General features: G+C 66.3%; 16 protein-coding genes. All 16 read right to left on the bottom strand.

Annotated features, from left to right (window positions below; translation table 11 throughout):
- Positions 1-55 precede the first annotated feature (55 nt).
- Positions 56-3,616, bottom strand: coding sequence for a DNA polymerase III subunit alpha (dnaE, locus tag LDO14_RS08290; RefSeq protein ID WP_018771531.1), 3,561 nt, complete (start codon positions 3,614-3,616; stop codon positions 56-58).
- A 48-nt stretch (positions 3,617-3,664) separates the two neighbouring features.
- Complete coding sequence (locus tag LDO14_RS08285; protein WP_056389777.1) at positions 3,665-4,591, bottom strand: RluA family pseudouridine synthase; 927 nt, start codon at positions 4,589-4,591, stop codon at positions 3,665-3,667.
- A complete protein-coding gene (gene lspA / locus LDO14_RS08280) occupies positions 4,584-5,156 on the bottom strand; it encodes a signal peptidase II (protein WP_223994749.1) in 573 nt (190 codons plus the stop codon). The genes LDO14_RS08285 and lspA overlap by 8 nt, the downstream gene beginning before the upstream one ends.
- A 94-nt stretch (positions 5,157-5,250) precedes the next feature.
- Positions 5,251-5,934: a DivIVA domain-containing protein gene (locus tag LDO14_RS08275; protein WP_018771528.1), complete on the bottom strand. Its 684-nt coding sequence runs from the start codon at positions 5,932-5,934 to the stop codon at positions 5,251-5,253.
- A gap of 176 nt (positions 5,935-6,110) precedes the next feature.
- Positions 6,111-6,398 (bottom strand): YggT family protein, encoded by a 288-nt coding sequence (locus tag LDO14_RS08270; protein ID WP_018771527.1) that lies wholly within the window; start codon positions 6,396-6,398, stop codon positions 6,111-6,113.
- A 134-nt stretch (positions 6,399-6,532) separates the two neighbouring features.
- Positions 6,533-7,063 carry a cell division protein SepF gene (sepF, locus tag LDO14_RS08265; RefSeq protein ID WP_018771526.1) on the bottom strand — a complete coding sequence of 177 codons (531 nt, stop codon included), beginning with the start codon at positions 7,061-7,063 and terminating at the stop codon, positions 6,533-6,535.
- A 90-nt stretch (positions 7,064-7,153) separates the two neighbouring features.
- Entirely contained in the window at positions 7,154-7,906 is a 753-nt protein-coding gene (locus LDO14_RS08260) for a YggS family pyridoxal phosphate-dependent enzyme (protein WP_223994747.1), read from the bottom strand.
- Positions 7,899-8,588, bottom strand: a complete 690-nt coding sequence (gene pgeF, locus LDO14_RS08255; protein WP_018771524.1) for a peptidoglycan editing factor PgeF — start codon at positions 8,586-8,588, stop codon at positions 7,899-7,901. Before pgeF ends, LDO14_RS08260 begins: the two co-directional genes overlap by 8 nt.
- Positions 8,589-8,596: 8 nt before the next feature.
- Positions 8,597-9,850: a cell division protein FtsZ gene (gene ftsZ, locus LDO14_RS08250; protein WP_056389768.1), complete on the bottom strand. Its 1,254-nt coding sequence runs from the start codon at positions 9,848-9,850 to the stop codon at positions 8,597-8,599.
- Positions 9,851-10,034: 184 nt separating this feature from the next.
- Positions 10,035-10,982 (bottom strand): FtsQ-type POTRA domain-containing protein, encoded by a 948-nt coding sequence (locus LDO14_RS08245; RefSeq protein WP_223994745.1) that lies wholly within the window; start codon positions 10,980-10,982, stop codon positions 10,035-10,037.
- Complete coding sequence (gene murC, locus LDO14_RS08240) at positions 10,975-12,351, bottom strand: UDP-N-acetylmuramate--L-alanine ligase (protein WP_134164400.1); 1,377 nt, start codon at positions 12,349-12,351, stop codon at positions 10,975-10,977. The genes LDO14_RS08245 and murC overlap by 8 nt, the downstream gene beginning before the upstream one ends.
- Entirely contained in the window at positions 12,348-13,448 is a 1,101-nt protein-coding gene (murG, locus tag LDO14_RS08235) for an undecaprenyldiphospho-muramoylpentapeptide beta-N-acetylglucosaminyltransferase (RefSeq protein WP_056389759.1), read from the bottom strand. The genes murC and murG overlap by 4 nt, the downstream gene beginning before the upstream one ends.
- A 6-nt stretch (positions 13,449-13,454) precedes the next feature.
- Complete coding sequence (gene ftsW, locus LDO14_RS08230) at positions 13,455-14,789, bottom strand: putative lipid II flippase FtsW (protein WP_018771519.1); 1,335 nt, start codon at positions 14,787-14,789, stop codon at positions 13,455-13,457.
- Between the two features lie 2 nt (positions 14,790-14,791).
- On the bottom strand, positions 14,792-16,369 hold the full coding sequence (murD, locus tag LDO14_RS08225; protein ID WP_026266110.1) for a UDP-N-acetylmuramoyl-L-alanine--D-glutamate ligase: 1,578 nt from the start codon (positions 16,367-16,369) through the stop codon (positions 14,792-14,794).
- Positions 16,351-17,460, bottom strand: a complete 1,110-nt coding sequence (mraY, locus tag LDO14_RS08220) for a phospho-N-acetylmuramoyl-pentapeptide-transferase (protein WP_018771517.1) — start codon at positions 17,458-17,460, stop codon at positions 16,351-16,353. The genes murD and mraY overlap by 19 nt, the downstream gene beginning before the upstream one ends.
- Positions 17,457-18,920 carry a UDP-N-acetylmuramoyl-tripeptide--D-alanyl-D-alanine ligase gene (murF, locus tag LDO14_RS08215; RefSeq protein WP_223994743.1) on the bottom strand — a complete coding sequence of 488 codons (1,464 nt, stop codon included), beginning with the start codon at positions 18,918-18,920 and terminating at the stop codon, positions 17,457-17,459. The genes mraY and murF overlap by 4 nt, the downstream gene beginning before the upstream one ends.
- Positions 18,921-18,923: the final 3 nt, after the last annotated feature.

Raw genomic sequence — 18,923 nt, 5'->3', positions numbered from 1 at the left:
GGCGGCAGGTGCCGGCCGCCGTCGGCTGTTCCTTTGTCAGGCGTCCAGGCAGGGGTCAGGCGTCCAGGCAGGCGGGGCCCAGCAGGACCTTCAGGTCGCCGAACAGCGACGGGCTGGGGTTGACGCGGAGGTGGACCGGCAGGCCCATGATTTCCGTGCGGGTGTCTCCCTGCAGGTGCAGCCGCACCTCCGAATTGCCCCGGTGGGTGCGCAGCACATCGCCCAGCTCGGTGACCACGGCCTCGGTGGCCTTGTGGGTGGGCATGGTGATCACCAGGGGCCCGTTCAGCCCTTCGCTGAGGTCCGGGACGGACAACTCCATGCAGTTCAGGGTGATGGCGCCGTCGTCGCGCTTCTGCAGCCGGCCCTTGACCACCACGATCAGGTCCTCGGCGAGGACGGAGGCGATGGGCCCGTAAACCTGCCCGAAGAACATGACCTCGATCGAGCCGCCCAGGTCTTCGACCTCCGCCCGGGCGTAAGCGTTGCCGCTGGCTTTGGCGATGCGCCGGCTCAGCGACGTGATCATGCCCGCGATGGTGATGATGGCGCCGTCCTGCGGACCGTCCTCGCCCAGGATAGTGGTGATGCTCATCTCGGCGTGCTGGGCCAGAAGTCCCTCGAGGCCCTGCAGCGGGTGGTCCGACACGTAGAGTCCCAGCATGTCCCGCTCGAAGGAGAGCTTGTCCTTCTTCTCCCACTCGGGCAGGTCCGGAATCTCGATGCTCAGGGAGGACGACTCCGAACCGGCTTCCTCGAATCCGGCGAAAAGGTCGAACTGGCCAATGGCCTCGTTGCGCTTGAGGGTGATGACGGAGTCGATCGCCTCTTCATGGATCATTGCCAGGGCACGGCGGTGGTGGCCCAGTGAGTCGAACGCCCCCGACTTGATGAGGGATTCGATGGTCCGCTTGTTGCAGACCACGGCCGGCACCTTCATCAGGTAGTCCTTGAACGAGGTGAAGGCGCCCTCGCTTTCGCGGGCGGCCACCATGGCCTCGACGGCGTTGACGCCCACATTGCGGATGGCACCCATGCCAAAGCGGATGTCGTTCCCCACCGGAGTGAAGTTCAGGGCGGACTCGTTGACGTCCGGCGGAAGGACCGTGATGCCCATGCGCCGGCACTCGTTGAGGTAGATTGCCGATTTGTCCTTGTCATCGCCCACCGAGGTCAGCAGGGCCGCCATGTATTCCGGCGCATAGTGCGCCTTGAGGTACGCGGTCCAGTAGGAGATCACGCCGTACGCGGCGGAGTGCGCCTTGTTGAAGGCGTAGTCGGAGAAGGGCAGCAGGATGTCCCAGAGGGTCTTGACGGCCTCCATGGAGTAGCCGTTGTCCTGCATGCCCTGGGAGAAGCCCGCAAACTGCTTGTCCAGCTCGGACTTCTTCTTCTTGCCCATGGCGCGGCGGAGGATGTCTGCCTGGCCCAGGGAATAGCCGGCCAGCTTCTGGGCCACGGCCATGACCTGCTCCTGGTACACAATCAGGCCATAGGTGCCGCCGAGGATTTCCTTGAGGGGTTCCTCGAGTTCCGGATGGATGGGGATCACTTCCTGGATCCCGTTCTTGCGCAGCGCGTAGTCGGTGTGGGCGTTGGCGCCCATGGGGCCCGGACGGTAGAGCGCCAGGACGGCGGAAATGTCTTCGAAGTTGTCAGGCTTCATGAGCTTGAGCAGCGACCGCATGGGACCGCCATCGAGCTGGAAGACACCCAGGGTGTCGCCGCGGGCCAGGAGTTCATAGGACTCGGCATCGTCCAGCTCGAGGTTTTCCAGGTCCAGCTCGATGCCCCGGTTCATCTTGATGTTCTCAAGGGCATCGGAAATGATCGTCAGGTTCCGCAGGCCCAGGAAGTCCATCTTGATCAGGCCAAGGCCCTCGGACGTGGGGTAGTCGAACTGGGTGATCACCTGGCCGTCCTGGAAACGGCGCATGATGGGGATGACGTCGATGATCGGGTCGGAGGACATGATCACGCCGGCCGCGTGCACGCCCCACTGCCGCTTCAGGCCTTCAATGCCCAGTGCCGTCTCGAAAACCTTGGCGGCTTCGGGGTCGGTGGCAATGAGCTGCCGGAAGTCCCCCGCCTCGCTGTAACGCTTGGCTTCCGGGTTCTGGATGTCCGCCAGCGGGATGTCCTTTGCCATCACGGCCGGCGGCAGTGCCTTGGTCAGCTGCTCGCCCATGCTGAAGGGGTAGCCAAGGACACGGGAGGAGTCCTTGAGGGCCTGCTTGGTCTTGATGGTGCCGTACGTGACGATCATGGCCACGCGCTCGTCGCCGTACTTCCGGGTCACATAGTCGATGACCTCGGAACGGCGCCGGTCATCGAAGTCGACGTCGAAGTCGGGCATGGAGACGCGGTCCGGGTTGAGGAACCGTTCGAAGATCAGTCCGTGGCGCAGGGGGTCGAGGTCGGTGATGCGCATGGCGTAGGCCACCATCGAGCCTGCACCCGAACCACGCCCGGGGCCCACCCGGATGCCGTTGTTCTTGGCCCAGTTGATGAAGTCGGCAACCACCAGGAAGTAGCCCGGGAAGCCCATGGAGGTGATGACGCCGAGCTCGTAGTCGGCCTGCTTGCGGACCTCGTCCGGTATGCCGCCCGGGTAACGGTACTTCAGGCCCTTGTCCACTTCCTTGACCAGCCAGGAGGTTTCGTCCTCGCCTGGCGGGCAGGGGAACCGCGGCATGTAGTTGGCATCCGTGTTGAAGGACACCTCGCAGCGCTCGGCGATGAGCAGGGTGTTGTCGCATGCCTCCGGGTGGTCGCGGAAGAGCTCCCGCATCTCCTGGGGAGATTTGAGGTAGTAGCCGCTGCCGGAGAACGCGAACCGCGAACCGCCGTTGTCATAGGTAGGTTCCAGCAGCGTGGAGCCGGACTGGATGGCCAGCAGCGCCTCGTGTGCCTTGGCGTCGTGCTCGTGGGTGTAGTGGAGGTCATTGGTGGCCACCAGCGGCAGGTTCAGGTCCTTGGCCAGCCGCAGCAGGTCACCGGTGACGCGCCGTTCAATGTCCAGCCCGTGGTCCATCAGTTCGCAGAAGTAGTTGTCCGCGCCGAAGATGTCCCGGAATTCGGCCGCTGCTTCCAAGGCTTCGCGGTACTGGCCGAGCCGGAGCCGGGTCTGGACCTCACCGGAGGGGCATCCGGTGGTGGCGATCAGCCCTTCCGAGTATGTGTTCAGCAGTTCGCGGTCCAGCCGGGGCCACTTGCCGAACACCGAGTCAAGCGAGGCGATGGACGAGGCCCGGAACAGGTTCCGCATGCCCACGTTGTTGTAGCTCAGCAGCGTCATGTGGGTGTAGGACCCACCGCCGGAGACGTCGTCCTTGCGCTGGGATTCGTCGCCCCACCGGACGCGTTCCTTGTCCGTCCGAGCGGTGCCGGGGGTTACGTACGCCTCGACGCCAATGATCGGCTTGATGCCCTTGTCCGTGGCCTTTCGCCAGAAATCGAAGGCACCGAACAGGTAGCCGTGGTCCGTCGTGGCGAGGGCAGGCATGCCCAGGCGCTCGGTTTCGTCGAACAGCTCCCCCAGCCGGGCAGCTCCATCCAGCATGGAATATTCGGTGTGGGTGTGCAGGTGGACAAACGAATCTTTGCTGGAACTCACCGCACCATTCTAAGCGCTGCCGCTTTGCTGCTCCGCCAGGAGGCCGTGTCAGGCCTGTCCCGATTCGAGTACTTCCAGTGCGTAAGCCAGGTCCTGGGGGTAGTCGCTGGTGACCGTGACGCGCTCCCCCGTCACGGGGTGGTCGAATGACAGTGCGCGGGCGTGCAGCCACTGGCGGGTGAGCCCAAGGGTGGCGGCAAGGCGGGGGTCGGCGCCGTACGTGAGGTCGCCGGCGCAGGGGTGGCGGAGTGCGGAGAAGTGGACCCGGATCTGGTGGGTCCGCCCGGTTTCAAGGTGGACCTCCACCAGGCTGGCCTTGCCGAATGCCTCCAGGACCTCGTAATGGGTCACCGAGGGGCGGCCATCCTCGATGACGGCAAAACGCCAGTCATGCCCGGGGTGGCGTCCGATGGGGGCGTCGATGGTCCCGGTCAGGGGATCGGGAAGGCCCTGCACCACCGCGTGGTAGACCTTGTCCACCGTGCGCTCCTTGAAGGCGCGTTTCAGGGCTGTGTAGGCCCGCTCGGACTTGGCCACGACCATCACGCCGGAGGTCCCGACGTCGAGGCGGTGGACGATTCCTGCCCGCTCCGGGGCACCCGACGTGGAGATGCGGTACCCGGCGGCGGCCAGGCCGCCTACCACTGTGGGCCCCACCCAGCCGGGCGAGGGATGGGCGGCCACGCCCACGGGTTTGTCGACAACGACGAAATCGTCGTCGTCGAGCAGGATGTTCAGGCCTTCCACAATCTCCTCCACGACTTCAAGCGGGTCACGCCGCTCCGGGACGGTGACGTCCAGGACGTCCCCGGCCACGAGTTTTGCCGACTTTCCCAGTGCCTTGCCCCGGTTCAGGACGTGGCCCTCCGCCAGCAGGGACGCGGCCACGGAACGGGATACCCCCAAAAGGCCGGCCAGCCCGGCGTCAGCCCGCGTCCCGCCGTATTCGTCAGCCACCACAACGCGCTCAGTCATGGGCGGTCTTTTCCTTGTGCGCGTTCCCCAGCCGGGTTCCGTCCAGCGCGATTCCGCGGATGGTCAGGAGGCAGATGATGGCGACGGCGGAGACGACGGCCGAGTCGGCGATGTTGAAGATGGCGAAATTGGGCAGCTGGATGAAGTCCACCACGTGGCCCATGCCGAAGGACGGTTCGCGGAAGAGCCGGTCGGTGAGGTTGCCCAGGGCCCCGCCGAGCAGCAAACCCAAGGCAAGGGACCACCAGGCAGAACCCAGCCTGCGCACCTGGAAAAGGATGGCGACGGCCACGGCGGCCATGATGATGGAAAACACCCACGTGACATTCTCACCAATGGAAAACGCGGCACCCGAATTCCGGATGAAGTACCAGTGCAGGAGGGGCGGCAGGACGGGAATCCGCTCCCCTTCCACCATGGTGGAAGTGACCCAGAGTTTGGTCAGCTGGTCCAGGACGTAGGCGAAAACCGCGAACCCGGCGAACAGGGACAGCAGCACTGCCCGGCGCGGGCGCGAAGAGGGTGGGACGGGGCGTGCCGCATCCGCAGCGAGTTCGTCAGTCATGGTGCTTTCAATTTCGTGGTGCTGGGTCTCAATGCCAAAAGCCGGCGGCCGAGGAATCCTCAGCCACCGGCTTTCAGAATACGTGCTGCCAGACTTAGTTGGCTTCGCTGACTTCCGGGGTCGCTACGGAGCCGCGGGCATCCAGGTCGCGGAGCTGGCCCTCGATGTAGGCCTTCAGGCGTGAACGGTAGTCGCGTTCGAAGCCACGGAGCTGCTCCACCTTGCGTTCCAGGACGGAGCGCTGCTGCTCCAGCGCGCCGAGGATCTTGCGGGACTTCTCCTGGGCGTCGTTGACGAGGCTGCTGGCTTCGATCTGCGCTTCGGCGATGATCTTGTCCTTCTGGGCCTGGCCGTCGGCGACGTGGCGGTCGTGCATCTGCTGCGCCATGGCCAGCAGGCCGGCAGCGGATTCAGCGGAAGGAGTGGCCACGCCTGCAGAGGCGGCCGGTGCGGCGGCAGCCGGGGCAGCCGGCTGGATGTCCTTCTTCTTGGCTTCGGCAGCCTTCGCCTCGGCCTCAGCCTTTTCACGGGCCTCGTCCTTGTCGGCCTTGACCGGCGCGGGGACCTTCTCCACCACGGGGGCGGCAGCTGAGCTGGCCGGAACACTCGAACCTGCTTCGGCGAGCTTCTTGCGGAGCTCGTCGTTTTCCTGGTTCAGGCGGCGGAGTTCAACGACGATTTCGTCCAGGAAGTCGTCAACCTCGTCCTGGTCATAGCCCTCGCGGAACTTGGTGGGCTGAAAGCGCTTGTTGACAACGTCTTCTGGCGTCAAAGCCATCTGGTCACCTCACTGGTCTGGTTAGTCAGTAGGCCTTCCGGCCGTCAAAACTACGGTACCTAAATTTGGTCTGCTTACTCTAATTCAACACTGCGGTGTCAAACGCGAGGTTTCTTCGCTTTACACTAGCTGTTCCCGGGGGGAACACCTTGCATTGCCCGGCCCTGGTGGGTAAATCAGGCCAGTCCCCTGGTGACGCTCATCGCAATGCTGACGCCAATGAACAGGATCAGGAAGCCCAGGTCCAGGGAGACGCCGCCGAGCCGGAGCGGCGGGATCATGCGCCGCAGGCCCTTCAGCGGCGGGTCGGTAATGGAATACACGGCGTGCGCCACCACCAGAGCCGCGCCCCGGGGCCGCCAGTCCCTGGCAAACATCTGCACCCAGTCGAACACCAGGCGGATGATGAGGGCGACAAAGAACAGCAGCAGGGCGAGATAGAGAAGTCCGAAAACAATTCCCATGACTTATTTCATATCTCCATGTTCGTGCGGCCCATCCATCGTGGCGGCCGGGATCGTACTGCCGGTGTCTTGTCTATTTCAGCACAGATGCCAGACAGGTGTCCCTGCCTGGCATCTGTGTGCAGCCTCTGCGCTCAGCTTTGGTTGAAAAAACTGGCCTGCGTATCGCTGGCCTTCTTGTCGTCACCGATCACTTCAACGTAGGACGGTGAGAGCAGGAACACCTTGTTGGTCACCCGCTCAATGCTTCCCCTCAGGCCAAAGACAAGTCCGGCCGAGAAGTCCACCAGGCGCTTGGCATCGGCCTCACCCATGTCCGTGACGTTCATGATCACCGGAATCCCGTCCCGGAAACTCTCACCGATGAGCTTGGCATCGTTGTAGGAGCGCGGGTGGATGGTAGTGATCTGGCGAAGTCCAGTGTTCTCTTCGCGGCTGGAAGCCGCACGCTTAATGGGGGTCACAGGGGCGCGGTATTCCTCTTCAGGGGCGTAGGACGCCTCGCGGCTGACTTCGCGGACCGGCGCCGGAGCGCGGCGTTCCTCGCGGTCAACTTCCATCGGTTCGTCCTCATCCTTACGTGTGGTCGTTTGCTCGGGCTCGTAATGCTCATCGCCGTCGGCGAGCCCAAGATAGATCATTGTCTTGCGCAGAGCGCCGGCCATGGTCGACTCCTAATCGTGTCCCGTAAGCGGGCCGCCCAATGATTTGACAGCACTGGAGTCCCCCGCCCATCACTTCCAATAGCTCCGACGCTACCCCACGGCGGGACGGGAACCGAGAACATCCGAACCGATTCGCAGGTGTGTCGCCCCGAACTTAATGGCCGCCTCCAGGTCCTGGCTCATGCCTGCCGATATGGCAGTGGCGGAGGGGTAGTCCGCAGCCAGCCGGGCGGAAATTCCCGCGAGCTGTTCGAACGCCGGCTCAGGTGGCGCGCCCAGCGGGGCAACTGCCATCACGCCGGCCAGGTTCAGGCCTTCCGACCCGGCGATCCGTTCTGCCAGGTGTGGCACGTCGGTGGGGTCCGCACCGCCGCGGTGCGTGCCGCCGTCGTGCTCAAGGCTGACCTGGATGAAGCAGTCCAGGGCTGCCCGCCCGGTGGCGTCCATTTCGTGGCGAACCGCCTTGGCCAGCGCCTCCACGAGCTGGGGCCGGTCTACGGAATGGACGGCGGAGGCGTAGCGGGCCACGGACTTGGCCTTCTTGGTCTGCAGTTGGCCAACGAAATGCCACGCCAGGTCCAGGTCTGCCAGCTCGAGGGCTTTGGCGGCAGCCTCCTGGTCCCGGTTCTCGCCCACATCCGTAACTCCAAGGGCGGCCAGGCGCCGGATATCGTCCGCGGGGTGGAACTTCGTGACCACGATCAGGGAGGGCAGCTTGTCCCCGCGGCCGGCGCCCGCAGCCGCGGCTGCGATGCGCTTCCAGACGGCGGCAAGCCGTTCCGCAAGTTCGGCACTGCGCGAGTCATCCGCACTGCCGTGCCCGGTACCTGCAACCTCAGTCATGGCACCAGACCAACCCGGCAAAACGGCCGGTATTGCGGTCGCGGCGGTACGAATAGAGCGTTTCCGTCTCAAGGGTGCAGCCCCCTGCGTATTCCACGCCCACGCCCGCACCCTCGAGCTGGCTGCGCGCACCGGCAGGAAGGTCCAGGGCAGGTGTCCCCCAGGACGTGGTGCTCCGGGCGGCGGGGACCACGGCAGCCACCTCATCCCGCAGTGCTGCAGGAACCTCGTAGCAGGACCCGCAGATTGAGGGCCCCAGCCAGGCCCGGATCCGTGACGCACCAAGGGACTGCATGCTGTCTACGGCGGCAGGAAGGACACCGTTTGCGATGCCCGGGCGGCCGGCGTGCACCGCGGCAATCACGGGCCCGGCCGCGGACTCCCCGGCGAGCAGCACGGGAATGCAGTCCGCAACCATGACGGCCAGCGGAAGTCCGCGGGACACCATGGCGTCGGCTTCAGGGCCGGGAGACTCCGCTTCCATCAGCGCCACGCTGGTCCCGTGGACCTGGTTCATGAAGCGGAGCGCCCGGGGCGCGACTCCGATGGACCGCTCCAGGCGTGCCCTGCGCTCCAGGACGGCAGCGGGATCGTCTCCTACATGCAGGGCAAGGTTTCCCGCATGCACGTCGGTGAATGCGGCCGACACCCCGGGGAGGATGTCGGCGCGCCAGTGGAACAAACCGGTGCCTACTTCAGGAAGTCGGGGACATCCAGGTCATCCGGGTGGGTGCCGGTCAGGTCCGGCTCCACGACGGAGGGCAGGTCGACGTCGAAGCCCGAGTCAGCGGGGACGGCAGAGGGGCGCTGCTGCCCCCAATTGCTGAGTCCCGCGGCACCAACACCGGCATGGATCGGCTGGACGTTCTGCTGGTGGTTTCCGTTGCCCTGGTGGTTTCCGTTTTGGGGGTGGGCAGAGGCGGGCGCCGCGGCAGGGGCAGCGGGCCGCTGCGGGGCGGTCTGCGGCTGGGACTGGTCCATGGAGGGCGAGGTGGCCTTGACGTCGTCGAATCCGGCAGCGATGACCGTGACGCGTGCTTCATCGCCCAGGGCATCGTCGATGACGGCACCGAAGATGATATTGGCCTCGGGGTGGGCCACTTCCTGGACCAGCCGCGCAGCCTCGTTGATTTCGAACAGGCCAAGGTCCGAGCCGCCCTGGATGGACAGCAGGACGCCGTGGGCGCCGTCGATGGACGCTTCCAGCAGCGGCGAGGCGATGGCCAGTTCGGCCGCCTTGACGGCGCGGTCTTCGCCACGGGCGGAACCGATGCCCATGAGGGCCGAGCCGGCACCCTGCATGACGGACTTGACGTCGGCGAAGTCCAGGTTGATCAGGCCGGGCGTGGTGATGAGGTCGGTGATGCCCTGGACACCGGACAGCAGGACCTGGTCCGCGGAGCGGAAGGCGTCGAGCACGGACACGTTGCGGTCGCTGATGGACAGCAAACGGTCGTTGGGGATCACGATCAGGGTATCCACCTCGTCGCGCAGGGCGTCGATGCCGGCCTCGGCGGAACCGGCACGGCGGCGGCCCTCGAAGGTGAACGGGCGGGTGACCACGCCGATGGTCAGGGCGCCGAGCGAGCGGGCAATGCGGGCGACGACGGGCGCGCCGCCGGTACCGGTGCCGCCGCCTTCACCGGCGGTGACGAAGACCATGTCGGCGCCGCGCAGGACTTCCTCGATCTCGTCCGCGTGGTCCTCGGCGGCCTGCTTGCCCACCTCGGGATTGGCGCCGGCGCCCAGGCCCCGGGTCAGTTCCCGTCCGACGTCGAGCTTCACGTCGGCGTCGCTCATGAGCAGGGCCTGGGCGTCGGTGTTGATGGCGATGAATTCAACACCCCTGAGGCCGACCTCGATCATGCGGTTGACTGCGTTCACGCCACCGCCGCCGATGCCGACGACTTTGATGACGGCCAAGTAATTCTGCGGAGCTGCCACGTTACGTGTCCCTTGTTCGTGTCTTATTGCGAAAACTGATGGAGAGCTTGAAGCCTGCAACCTTAACCTTCGAGTTGAAGGTTATAGTTATGTCAAGTAACTCTTGTCTGTGACGGTATTTCCTCTGGTTCCCACATTCAATAACCGGGTCCGCGTGTCGGATTAATACCGGGAAAGAAAGCGCTCAGCGCGTCACGGGGTGCCGGGGCACACTGACATCGTAGACCCTGACCGGATTCTTGGGATCGGCCGGAGCCTTGAGGAGGGCGGCCAGGACCTTGGCCTTGAGTTCCTTCTCGGAGGCGTTGCCCCACACGATGGTCTGGCCGTCCACCAGCTTGAGTTCAACGGCGTCCACGGACTGCGCGGACGCGTTCGAGAGCTTCGCCAGCACGTCGGCCGGCAGGGCCCCCAGGACGGCGGCGGTGGCGCGGAACAGGTCCTGGCCGATCGCGCCGGCGCCGCCGTCGATCACCGGCAGCGACGCCGACGCCGGATCGTCCGTGGTAGCCAGCTGGACGCCGTCGACGTCCACCAGCTGGTACTGCTCCCCCTGCTTGACCAGCGCCACGGGCACCCGCTCGTGCACTGCGACGGCGAGGGTGGACGGCGGCCGTGCCTCGACGGACACGGACTTGACCTGGATCAGGTTGTCCAGCAGCCTGCGGACGTCGTCGTCACTGATCTGCGGCAGCGGCTTGCCGCGCAGGGGCTCCAGCGCAGTCTGCACCTGGGCCGGGGTGAGAAGCCGCGTGCCTGTCACCGAGACGTTCTGCAAAGCAAGGACCGGCGAGTAGACGGCTCCGGCCAGCAGCCCGGCCACCAGAACCAGCACCGTTCCCACGGCGAGGAGGATCTTTTTCCGGCGGCGCCGGCCTTTGGGCTCAGGGAACGCAAGGACTGTCGCGCCGGCGGCCTTCTGTTCCTTGGCCGGATTGGAGGGCGCCTGGTCCGGGACGCTGCGGGATGCGGTAATCACGTCGCCGCTGCCACCGGCTGCGGGGGTCGGGGAAGATGCGGCCCCCTTGGGGGCATTGTCACCTGCGTTGTTCGCGGCGGTTTTCCCGGAGCCGGGATCGGGCCGCCTGTTCCGGCCGGCCGGGGCGTAGGTGGGGCGTCGGGAACTAGGCACTCAGTGCCTCCACAATTTTCGGGCCGTAGGCTGTGACGTCGCCGGCGCCCACGGTAAGGACAACGTCCCCGTCCGCAGCGGCCCGTGCCAGGGTGCCTACGGCGTCGTCGGCCGAGACCAGCCGACCGCCCTCCGTGAGGTGGTCCGCGATGAGCTGGCTCGTGACGCCCGGGATCGGGTCTTCCCTCGCCGGGTAGATGTCCAGGACCAGGGCGGTATCGGCCAGGTTCAGGGCATCGGCGAACTCTGCCGCGAATTCACGGGTCCGGGAAAACAGGTGCGGCTGGAACAGGACATGGACCTTGTGGCCGCCTGCCACCGAGCGGGCTGCGGTGAGGGCGGCGCGGACCTCCGTGGGGTGGTGCGCGTAGTCGTCGAATACCCGCACGCCCCGTGCCCCACCTTTGAGCTCAAAGCGGCGGGATGCGCCGGAGAAGCGGGCCAGGCCGGCGGCCGCGGCTGTCGCGTCCACGCCGAGCTCGAGGGCCACCGCAAAGGCGGCTGCGGCGTTCAGCGCGTTGTGCCGTCCGGGCACCTGCAATGACAAAGGGAACCGGGCACCGCCGGCGGATATGGCAACCTGCCCCGGGCCGCCGTCGTCCAGCCTGACGTCCGCCGCATCACCGGTGCCGTACAGGACCACCCGTGTGTTGCCCCGCGCCCGGGTCCGCTCCGCGAGGGCCAGGGCTCCGGCGTCGTCGGCGCAGGCCACCAGAAGGCCGTCAGCGGGCAACAGGGCCGTGAAGCGGTCGAACGACTCGTAGACGGCTTCAGCGGTGCCGTAGTAATCAAGGTGGTCAGGTTCCACGTTGGTGACGACGGCGATGCGGGGCCGGTAGTTCAGGAAGGAGCCGTCGGATTCATCAGCCTCGGCAACGAAGATCCCGGACGTACCATGCGCAGCGTTCACGCCGAGTGCGGGGATGTTGGCGCCGACGGCAAAGGACGGATCCAGGCCCGCCGCGCGGAGCAGCACCGTCACCATCGAGGTGGTGGTGGACTTGCCGTGTGTTCCAGCGACCGTTACCACGGTGTCGTCGCCCATGGTGGCTGCCAGGGCCTGGGACCGGTGCAGCACGGGCAGTCCCGCCTTCCGCGCCGCGGCGAGCTCGGGGTTGTCCCCGCGGATGGCCGAGCCCGCAACCACGGTCTGCGCGTCGGCCAGGTTTCCGGCGGAGTAGCCGACGGCGATGCGCGCCCCGGCCGCGGCGAGGTCGGCCATGACGGGCAGGTCCTTCGCATCGGATCCGCTGACCGGGACTCCGCGCGCCACCATGATGCGGGCCACGGCGGACATGCCGACTCCCCCGATGCCGATGAAGTGCACCTTTCCCAGGGATTCCAGCCGGGGGGTGTTGTGGGGGCTCATGCAGATACCGCTTCCAGGACAAGACCAGCCATGCGCTGGTCGGCATTTCGGATTCCGAGCCGGTAGGACTTGGCTTCCATTTCGGCCAGCCGTGCTTTATCGGTGACCAGCGGGATCAGCTCCCGGGCAACCCATTCCGGAGTGAAGTCACGGTCGGCCACCAGCACTGCTCCGCCTGCGGCGACCAGGCCGGCCGCGTTCAGCGCCTGTTCCCCGTTTCCGATGGGCAGCGGCACCAGGACCGCCGGGACGCCGACTGCGGCCACTTCGCTCACCGTTGCCGCTCCCGACCGGGCCAGGAGAAGGTCGGCCGCGGCATAGGCAAGCTCCATGCCGTCGATGTACTCCACCTGCCGGTAGCCATCCGCAGCGAGGGGTTGGCCCGTTTGGTCCAGGACTGTCTTGCCGCGGCCGGTGATGTGGAGGGTCTGGATACCGGCGTCCGCAAGGTGGCCAACGGCGGCCGCGATTGTCCGGTTGATGCTCTGGGCGCCGGAGGAACCGCCGGTGACGATCAGGGTTGGCTGCTGGGGATCGAGCCCCAGCGCCTCGCGTGCGGCGGTGCGGGCGCTCTTCCGGTCCAGGCCGGAAATCTCCTTCCGCATGGGCATGCCCACGTGCACGGCATTGGGCAGCGGGGTGCCCTCGAAGGCCACGGCAACCCGGCCCTTCAGGAAGGCCCCCACACGGTTGGCCAGTCCAGGACGGGCGTTGGCTTCATGGATCACCACGGGGATCCGGCGCTTCCGCGCCGCCAGGTACATCGGCGTGCACACGTAACCGCCTACGCCCACCAGGACATCGGCCTGCGCCCGGTCCAGGATGGCGCCGGCCTGGCGGACTGCGCCGGCCAGCCTGGCCGGCAGGCGGAGCAGGTCTGCGGAGGGCTTGCGCGGAAGCGGCACGCGGTCGATCGTGGCCAGCTGCACGCCGGCGGCCGGAACCAGCCGGGTTTCCATGCCTGAGGGCGTACCAACCGCCAGGATGGCGGCATCCGGGGCTTCGCTCCGGAGGGCGGCGGCGATGGCGAGCAGCGGGCTGATATGGCCCGCCGTTCCGCCGCCGGCCAGGACAATGGAAGGGTGTGTCGCAGTCATTTGGGGTCAGGCACGCTTTCTGGAATTCTTTGGTTGGTTCTGTTTCCGCCCTGGCCGGGCCTTGAACTTCAGCATCCGTTTGGGCCGCATGGCCGGAGCCATCTGCTCCCGCGCCAGCGAGAGGACAACGCCCACGGCGCACAGTGACATCAGCAGCGCCGAGCCACCGTAGGAAATGAACGGCAGCGGCACGCCGATGACGGGCATCAAACCCGTGACCACGGACATGTTCACGGTTGCCTGGCCCAGCAGCCAGACCATGATGGTGCCGGCCAGGACCCGGTGGAACATGTCCTCCTGTGCCACCACCACGCGGTAGATGGCGGCACCCAGGATCGCAAAAAGGACCAGGACGACGACGGTCCCCACCAGGCCGAGTTCCTCGCCGATGATGGCGAAGATGAAGTCGTTGTGGGCTTCGGGGATCCAGCTGTACTTTTGCCGGCTCTGCCCCAGGCCCACACCCAGCCAGCCGCCGGAGGCAAGGCCGTACATGCCGTTGGTGGCCTGGTAGTTGGCGTCGATGCCGTCGGCGCAGGACTGGCCGGTCCACCACGAGGTGATGCGGCACATGCGGTTGGAGCTGGTGATGGCCATGACAGCGGTGCCGGCAGCAGCGATGATGCCGGCGATGCCGAAGAGGTAAAGCGGAACACCTGCGAAGAACAGTGCGGCGGCCATGATCATCATGATGATCATGGCGGTGCCGAGGTCGTTGCCCACCAGGATCAGCACGATGACGATGGCTGCCATGGGCACTGCGGGGACCAGCACGTGCTGCCACCGGCTGAGCAGTTTGCCCTTCCGGGCCAGCACCGTTGCCAGCCACAGGGCAAGGGCGAGTTTGGCCGCTTCGGAAGGCTGGAAGGTGATCCCGCCCAGGTCGATCCAGTTCCGGTTGCCGTTGACCTCGTCTCCCACCACCTGCACCAGGCCCAGGAGCAGCACGGCAACACCCACGGCGGGCCATGCGAGGCGCTTCAGCCAGACGACGTTGATCCGCGAGAGCACGAACATGGTGAAGATGCCGATCGCTGCGAAGATCCCCTGTTTCAGGGCGTCCCCGTAGGGGGACTTGCCGGCAGCGATGGACTCAACGCTGGAGGCGGAGAGGACCATCATGATCCCGATAGCCGTCAACGCAAGCGTGGCGCCGAGGATGAGGTAGTACGTGGAGCCGTTCCGGGACGTGCCTGTCCCCTCCAGCGCCGACCAGAACCGGCGGTAGAGGGTCCGCAGCTTCGCGCCCGCCGCAGCAGGCTGCCGGGTGGCCGTGGAGCCGGGGCGTGGCTTGCCACCCTGCGGCTTGCCACCCTTCGGCCGGGTGGGCGTGCTGACCATCGTTACTCCTCGCCGGTCTGGGCCTTCCCTTCCACCAGCTCGCGGACAGCGTCGATGAAAGTACCACCACGGTGAGCGTAGGAAGAGAACTGATCCATGGAAGCAGCTGCCGGCGCCATCAGCACGGTGTCGCCGGATTCGGCGAGCCGTGCCGCTGACGCAACGGCCCGGGACATCACCTGTTCTCCGTTGCCGGTGGAACCGGCGGAAGTGCCACCGGGCGCCGGAGCAGTCTGCACTCCTTCAGTCTCGCCTGCCCCCGGCTCGATCACCGGGACATCGGGCGCGTGTCGCCGGAGGGCCTCCCGGAGCTGGGAGGAGTCCGTTCCGATCAGTACCACGGCCTTGAGCCGGGCTGCGTGGTCCCTGACCAGGTCGTCGTAGCTCACGCCCTTGGAGAGGCCGCCGGCGATCCAGACCACGTTGCTGAAGGCCGACAGGGATGCGGACGCCGCATGCGGGTTGGTGGCTTTGGAGTCGTTGACCCAAAGGACGCCGTTCAGGCGGGCTACAGGCTGGATCCGGTGGTCGCCCGGGACATAGTCCAGGATGCCTTGGCGGACAGCCTTGGCGTCCACACCGTACGCGCGCACGAGGCCGGCGGCGGCCAGGGCATTGGCAACCATGTGGCGCGGAGCCAGCGGACCAAGGTCGGTCATTGAGGCCAGCTCGGCAGCGCTGTTCCTGCGTTCCTCAATGAACGCCCGGTCCACCAGTAGTCCTTCCACCACCCCGAGCATGCTGACCGCGGGAGTGACCGTCGTGAAGCCCACAGCGCGGCAACCCTCCACCACATCCGCGTTTTCCACCATGCGTTCGGTTTCCACCTGCTCCGCGTTATAGATGCAGGCCTTTTGGGTTCGCTCGTAGACCTTGGCCTTGTCGGCGAGATACGAGTCGTAGGAACCGTGCCAGTCCACGTGGTCTTCGGCCACATTGAGGCAGACGCTGGCTACCGGCGACACGGATTCCGCCCAGTGCAGCTGGAAACTGGAGAGTTCGACGGCGAAGACGTCGTACTCCACGGGGTCCCGCAGGGCATCGAGGATAGGGGTGCCGACGTTTCCCACCGCGATCGCCTTGAGCCCGGCGGCACGCAGCATCGATTCGGTGAGTCCAACCGTGGTGGTCTTGCCGTTGGTGCCCGTGATGGCAAGCCAGTCGGCCGTCTTCCGGCCTTCCCGGGTGCGCACCCGCCAGGCTAGTTCGACGTCGCCCCAGACGGGAATGTGTGCCCGGGCCGCGGCAGCCAGCAGGGCCTGGTCCGGGCGCCATCCGGGTGACGTCACGATCAGTTCGGGTAGTTCGCCGTCGATGCGGGGTATGTGGGTGACGGCGTCCGGTCCCAGCAGCACGTCGGCGGCGCCCACGATCTTCAGGGTGTCGGCATGGGCCCGGGCCGTGTCGCTGGTGGCAGCATCCACCACCACCACGCGTGCACCGAGTTCGATCAGCGTGTCTGCGGCGGCGAAGCCGGATACTCCGATGCCGGTCACGACCACGCGGAGGCCGGCCCAGTCTGAGTCCCAGGAGACAAGATTTGCCAGGCGGGGGGAAACGGTCACAGCAGAACAACCCATTCAGCGTAGAAGATGCCAAGCCCGACAGCGACGAAGAGGCCGCCCAGGATCCAGAACCGGACCACGACGGTGACTTCGGCCCACCCCTTCAGCTCGAAGTGGTGCTGCAGCGGCGCCATCTTGAACACGCGCTTTCCGCCGGTGGCTTTGAAGTAGCCCACCTGGATGATGACGGACAGGGTGATCAGCACGAAGAGGCCGCCCACAATGCCGAGCAGGAGCTCGGTCCGGGAAAGGATGGCAAAGCCGGCCACCGCTCCGCCAATAGCCAATGACCCGGTGTCGCCCATGAAGATCTTGGCCGGCGAGGTGTTCCACCACAGGAAGCCCACCAGGGCGGCGCTCAGGATCGCCGCCAGCAGGGCCAGATCAAGGGGATCCCGGACCAGGTAGCAGCCACTGCCGGCTTCCCGGGGCGAGCCGCAGGCCTGGTTGCTCTGCCATATGCCCATGAGGGTATATGCACCGAACACCATGATCGAGGCTCCCGCGGCAAGGCCATCCAGGCCGTCCGTGAGGTTCACGCCATTGGTGGCGGCGGTGACGATCAGGTTGGACCAGATGACGAACAGGATGGCGCCGAGGACGGTTCCGCCGAAGGCGAGGTCGAGCCATGGCAGGTCGCGGACCAGCGAAATCTTCGTTGACGCCGGCGTCAGGCCCGCGCTGTTGGGGAAGTTCAACGCCAGGATGGCGAAGATGATGCCGACGGCTCCCTGGAGGATGAGCTTCGCCTTGGCGTTGAGGCCCAGGCTCCGCTGCCGCGAGATCTTGATGAAGTCGTCCAGGAATCCCACCAGGCCCATTCCGACCATGAGGAACAGCAGGATCAGTGCCGAAGCGGACGGCCCGGGCGAATCCGGGTTCATCATCAGCATGATGAGGTGCGTTAGCCCGTAGCTCAGCAGTACCGCGGCTACGACGACGGTTCCGCCCATGGTGGGCGTTCCACGCTTGGTGTGGTGCGACGTCGGGCCGTCGTCGCGGATGAACTGGCCGTAGCCGCGGTGCACCAGGAGGCGGATGAAAAGGGGGGTGCCCACCAGGGCGAAGAGCAGGGCCAGGCCTGCGCCGATCAGCAGAGCAATCACAGCAGAGTGCTCCTTTCGTCGGCAGGGGTCGGGGTTGGGGGTAATGCTATCCGATCGCCCAAATGGCGAAGCCCGACACTGTTGGAGGACTTGAACAGCACCAGGTCACCCGGCTGGAGTTCGGTGTCCAGGATGTCGTGGGCCTCCTCCACGGTTTCGGCAAAGAGGCACTCGTCGCCCCAGGACCCTTCCTGCACGGCGGAGACGTAGAGCGCCCGCGCCTCCCGGCCCACCACCAGCAGCCTGGAAATGTTGAGGCGCACCACTTGGGTGCCCACGGCGGTGTGCTCGCGGATGGAGTCATCCCCCAGTTCCAGCATGGCTCCGAGGACCGCCCAGGTGCGGCGGCCGCGGCCAAGGTCGGCCAGCGTGCGGAGGGCTGCGCGCATCGATTCGGGGTTGGCGTTGTAGGCGTCGTTGATCACGGTGACGCCGTCCGGCCGCTCCGTGCGTTCCATGCGCCAGCGGCTGGCGGCGGCCTGGCTGCTCAGCGAAGCTGCGATGTGGTCTGCCGGTACTCCGGCGGCCCATGCGGTAGCCGCGGCTGCCAGCAGGTTTCCAGTGTGGTGCGCTCCGATAAGCCGGCTGGCCACGTGACGGGGAGCACCGCCGTCGGGCAGCTGCAGGTCGAATTCTGGGCTGCCGCCGGCGTTGGTGTCGGCATTCAGGGCCTGCACCTGGGCGTCCCGGTGTCCGTCGGCGGAGAAGCCGAGGACCTTGGCCGGGGTACGGCTGCGCATGGCGGCGACGCGTTCATCGTCGAGATTGATGATGGCGGTGCCGGCGGCGGAAAGGCCCTCAACCATCTCGCCCTTCGCCTGCGCTATGTTTTCCACGCCCCCGAACTCGCCGGCATGTGCTGTTCCGACTGCCAGGACCACTCCGATGTCCGGCTTGACCATCTCCGCGAGGTAGCGGATGTGGCCGATGCCCGTGGCTCCCATCTCGATGACAAGGTAGCGGGTGTCGGTGTCCGCCCGGAAGACGGTCAGCGGAACGCCCACCTCACCGTTGTAGGAGCCCTGCGGCGCCACGGTGTTGCCCTGTCCGGCCAGGATGCCGGCCAACAGGTCCTTGGTGGTGGTCTTGCCGGCCGAACCGGTGATCCCCACGACGGTAAGCTGCTCCCCCGCTTCTGAGCGGGCGGAGCGGATCCGCCGGACGGCTTCGGCGGCAAGGGCGCCCATTGCCAGGACTGCATCCTCAACCACGACGGCCGGGTAGGCAGTGCCTTCCGGCGCCTCGACGGTGCGCTCGACGAGTGCCAGGACGGCGCCCGCTGCAAAGGCAGCGTCGATGAAGTCGTGGCCGTCGGCGTTCTCGCCCGGCTTTGCGACGTACAGCGAACCGGGGGTGGCTTCGCGTGAATCCGTCACCACCGAGAGGGGCGTAATTCCGGGATCGGCGTCCAGGCGCCCGCTGGTGATTTCGGCGATTTCCGCCGCAGTAAATGCAATCATCTC

Origin of the sequence: Arthrobacter sp. NicSoilB11, assembly GCF_019977375.1 — a bacterium.
Lineage (GTDB): Bacteria > Actinomycetota > Actinomycetes > Actinomycetales > Micrococcaceae > Arthrobacter.
Note: the sequence above shows the minus strand (reverse complement) of the source record. Positions and strands in the feature narration are given on the sequence as shown.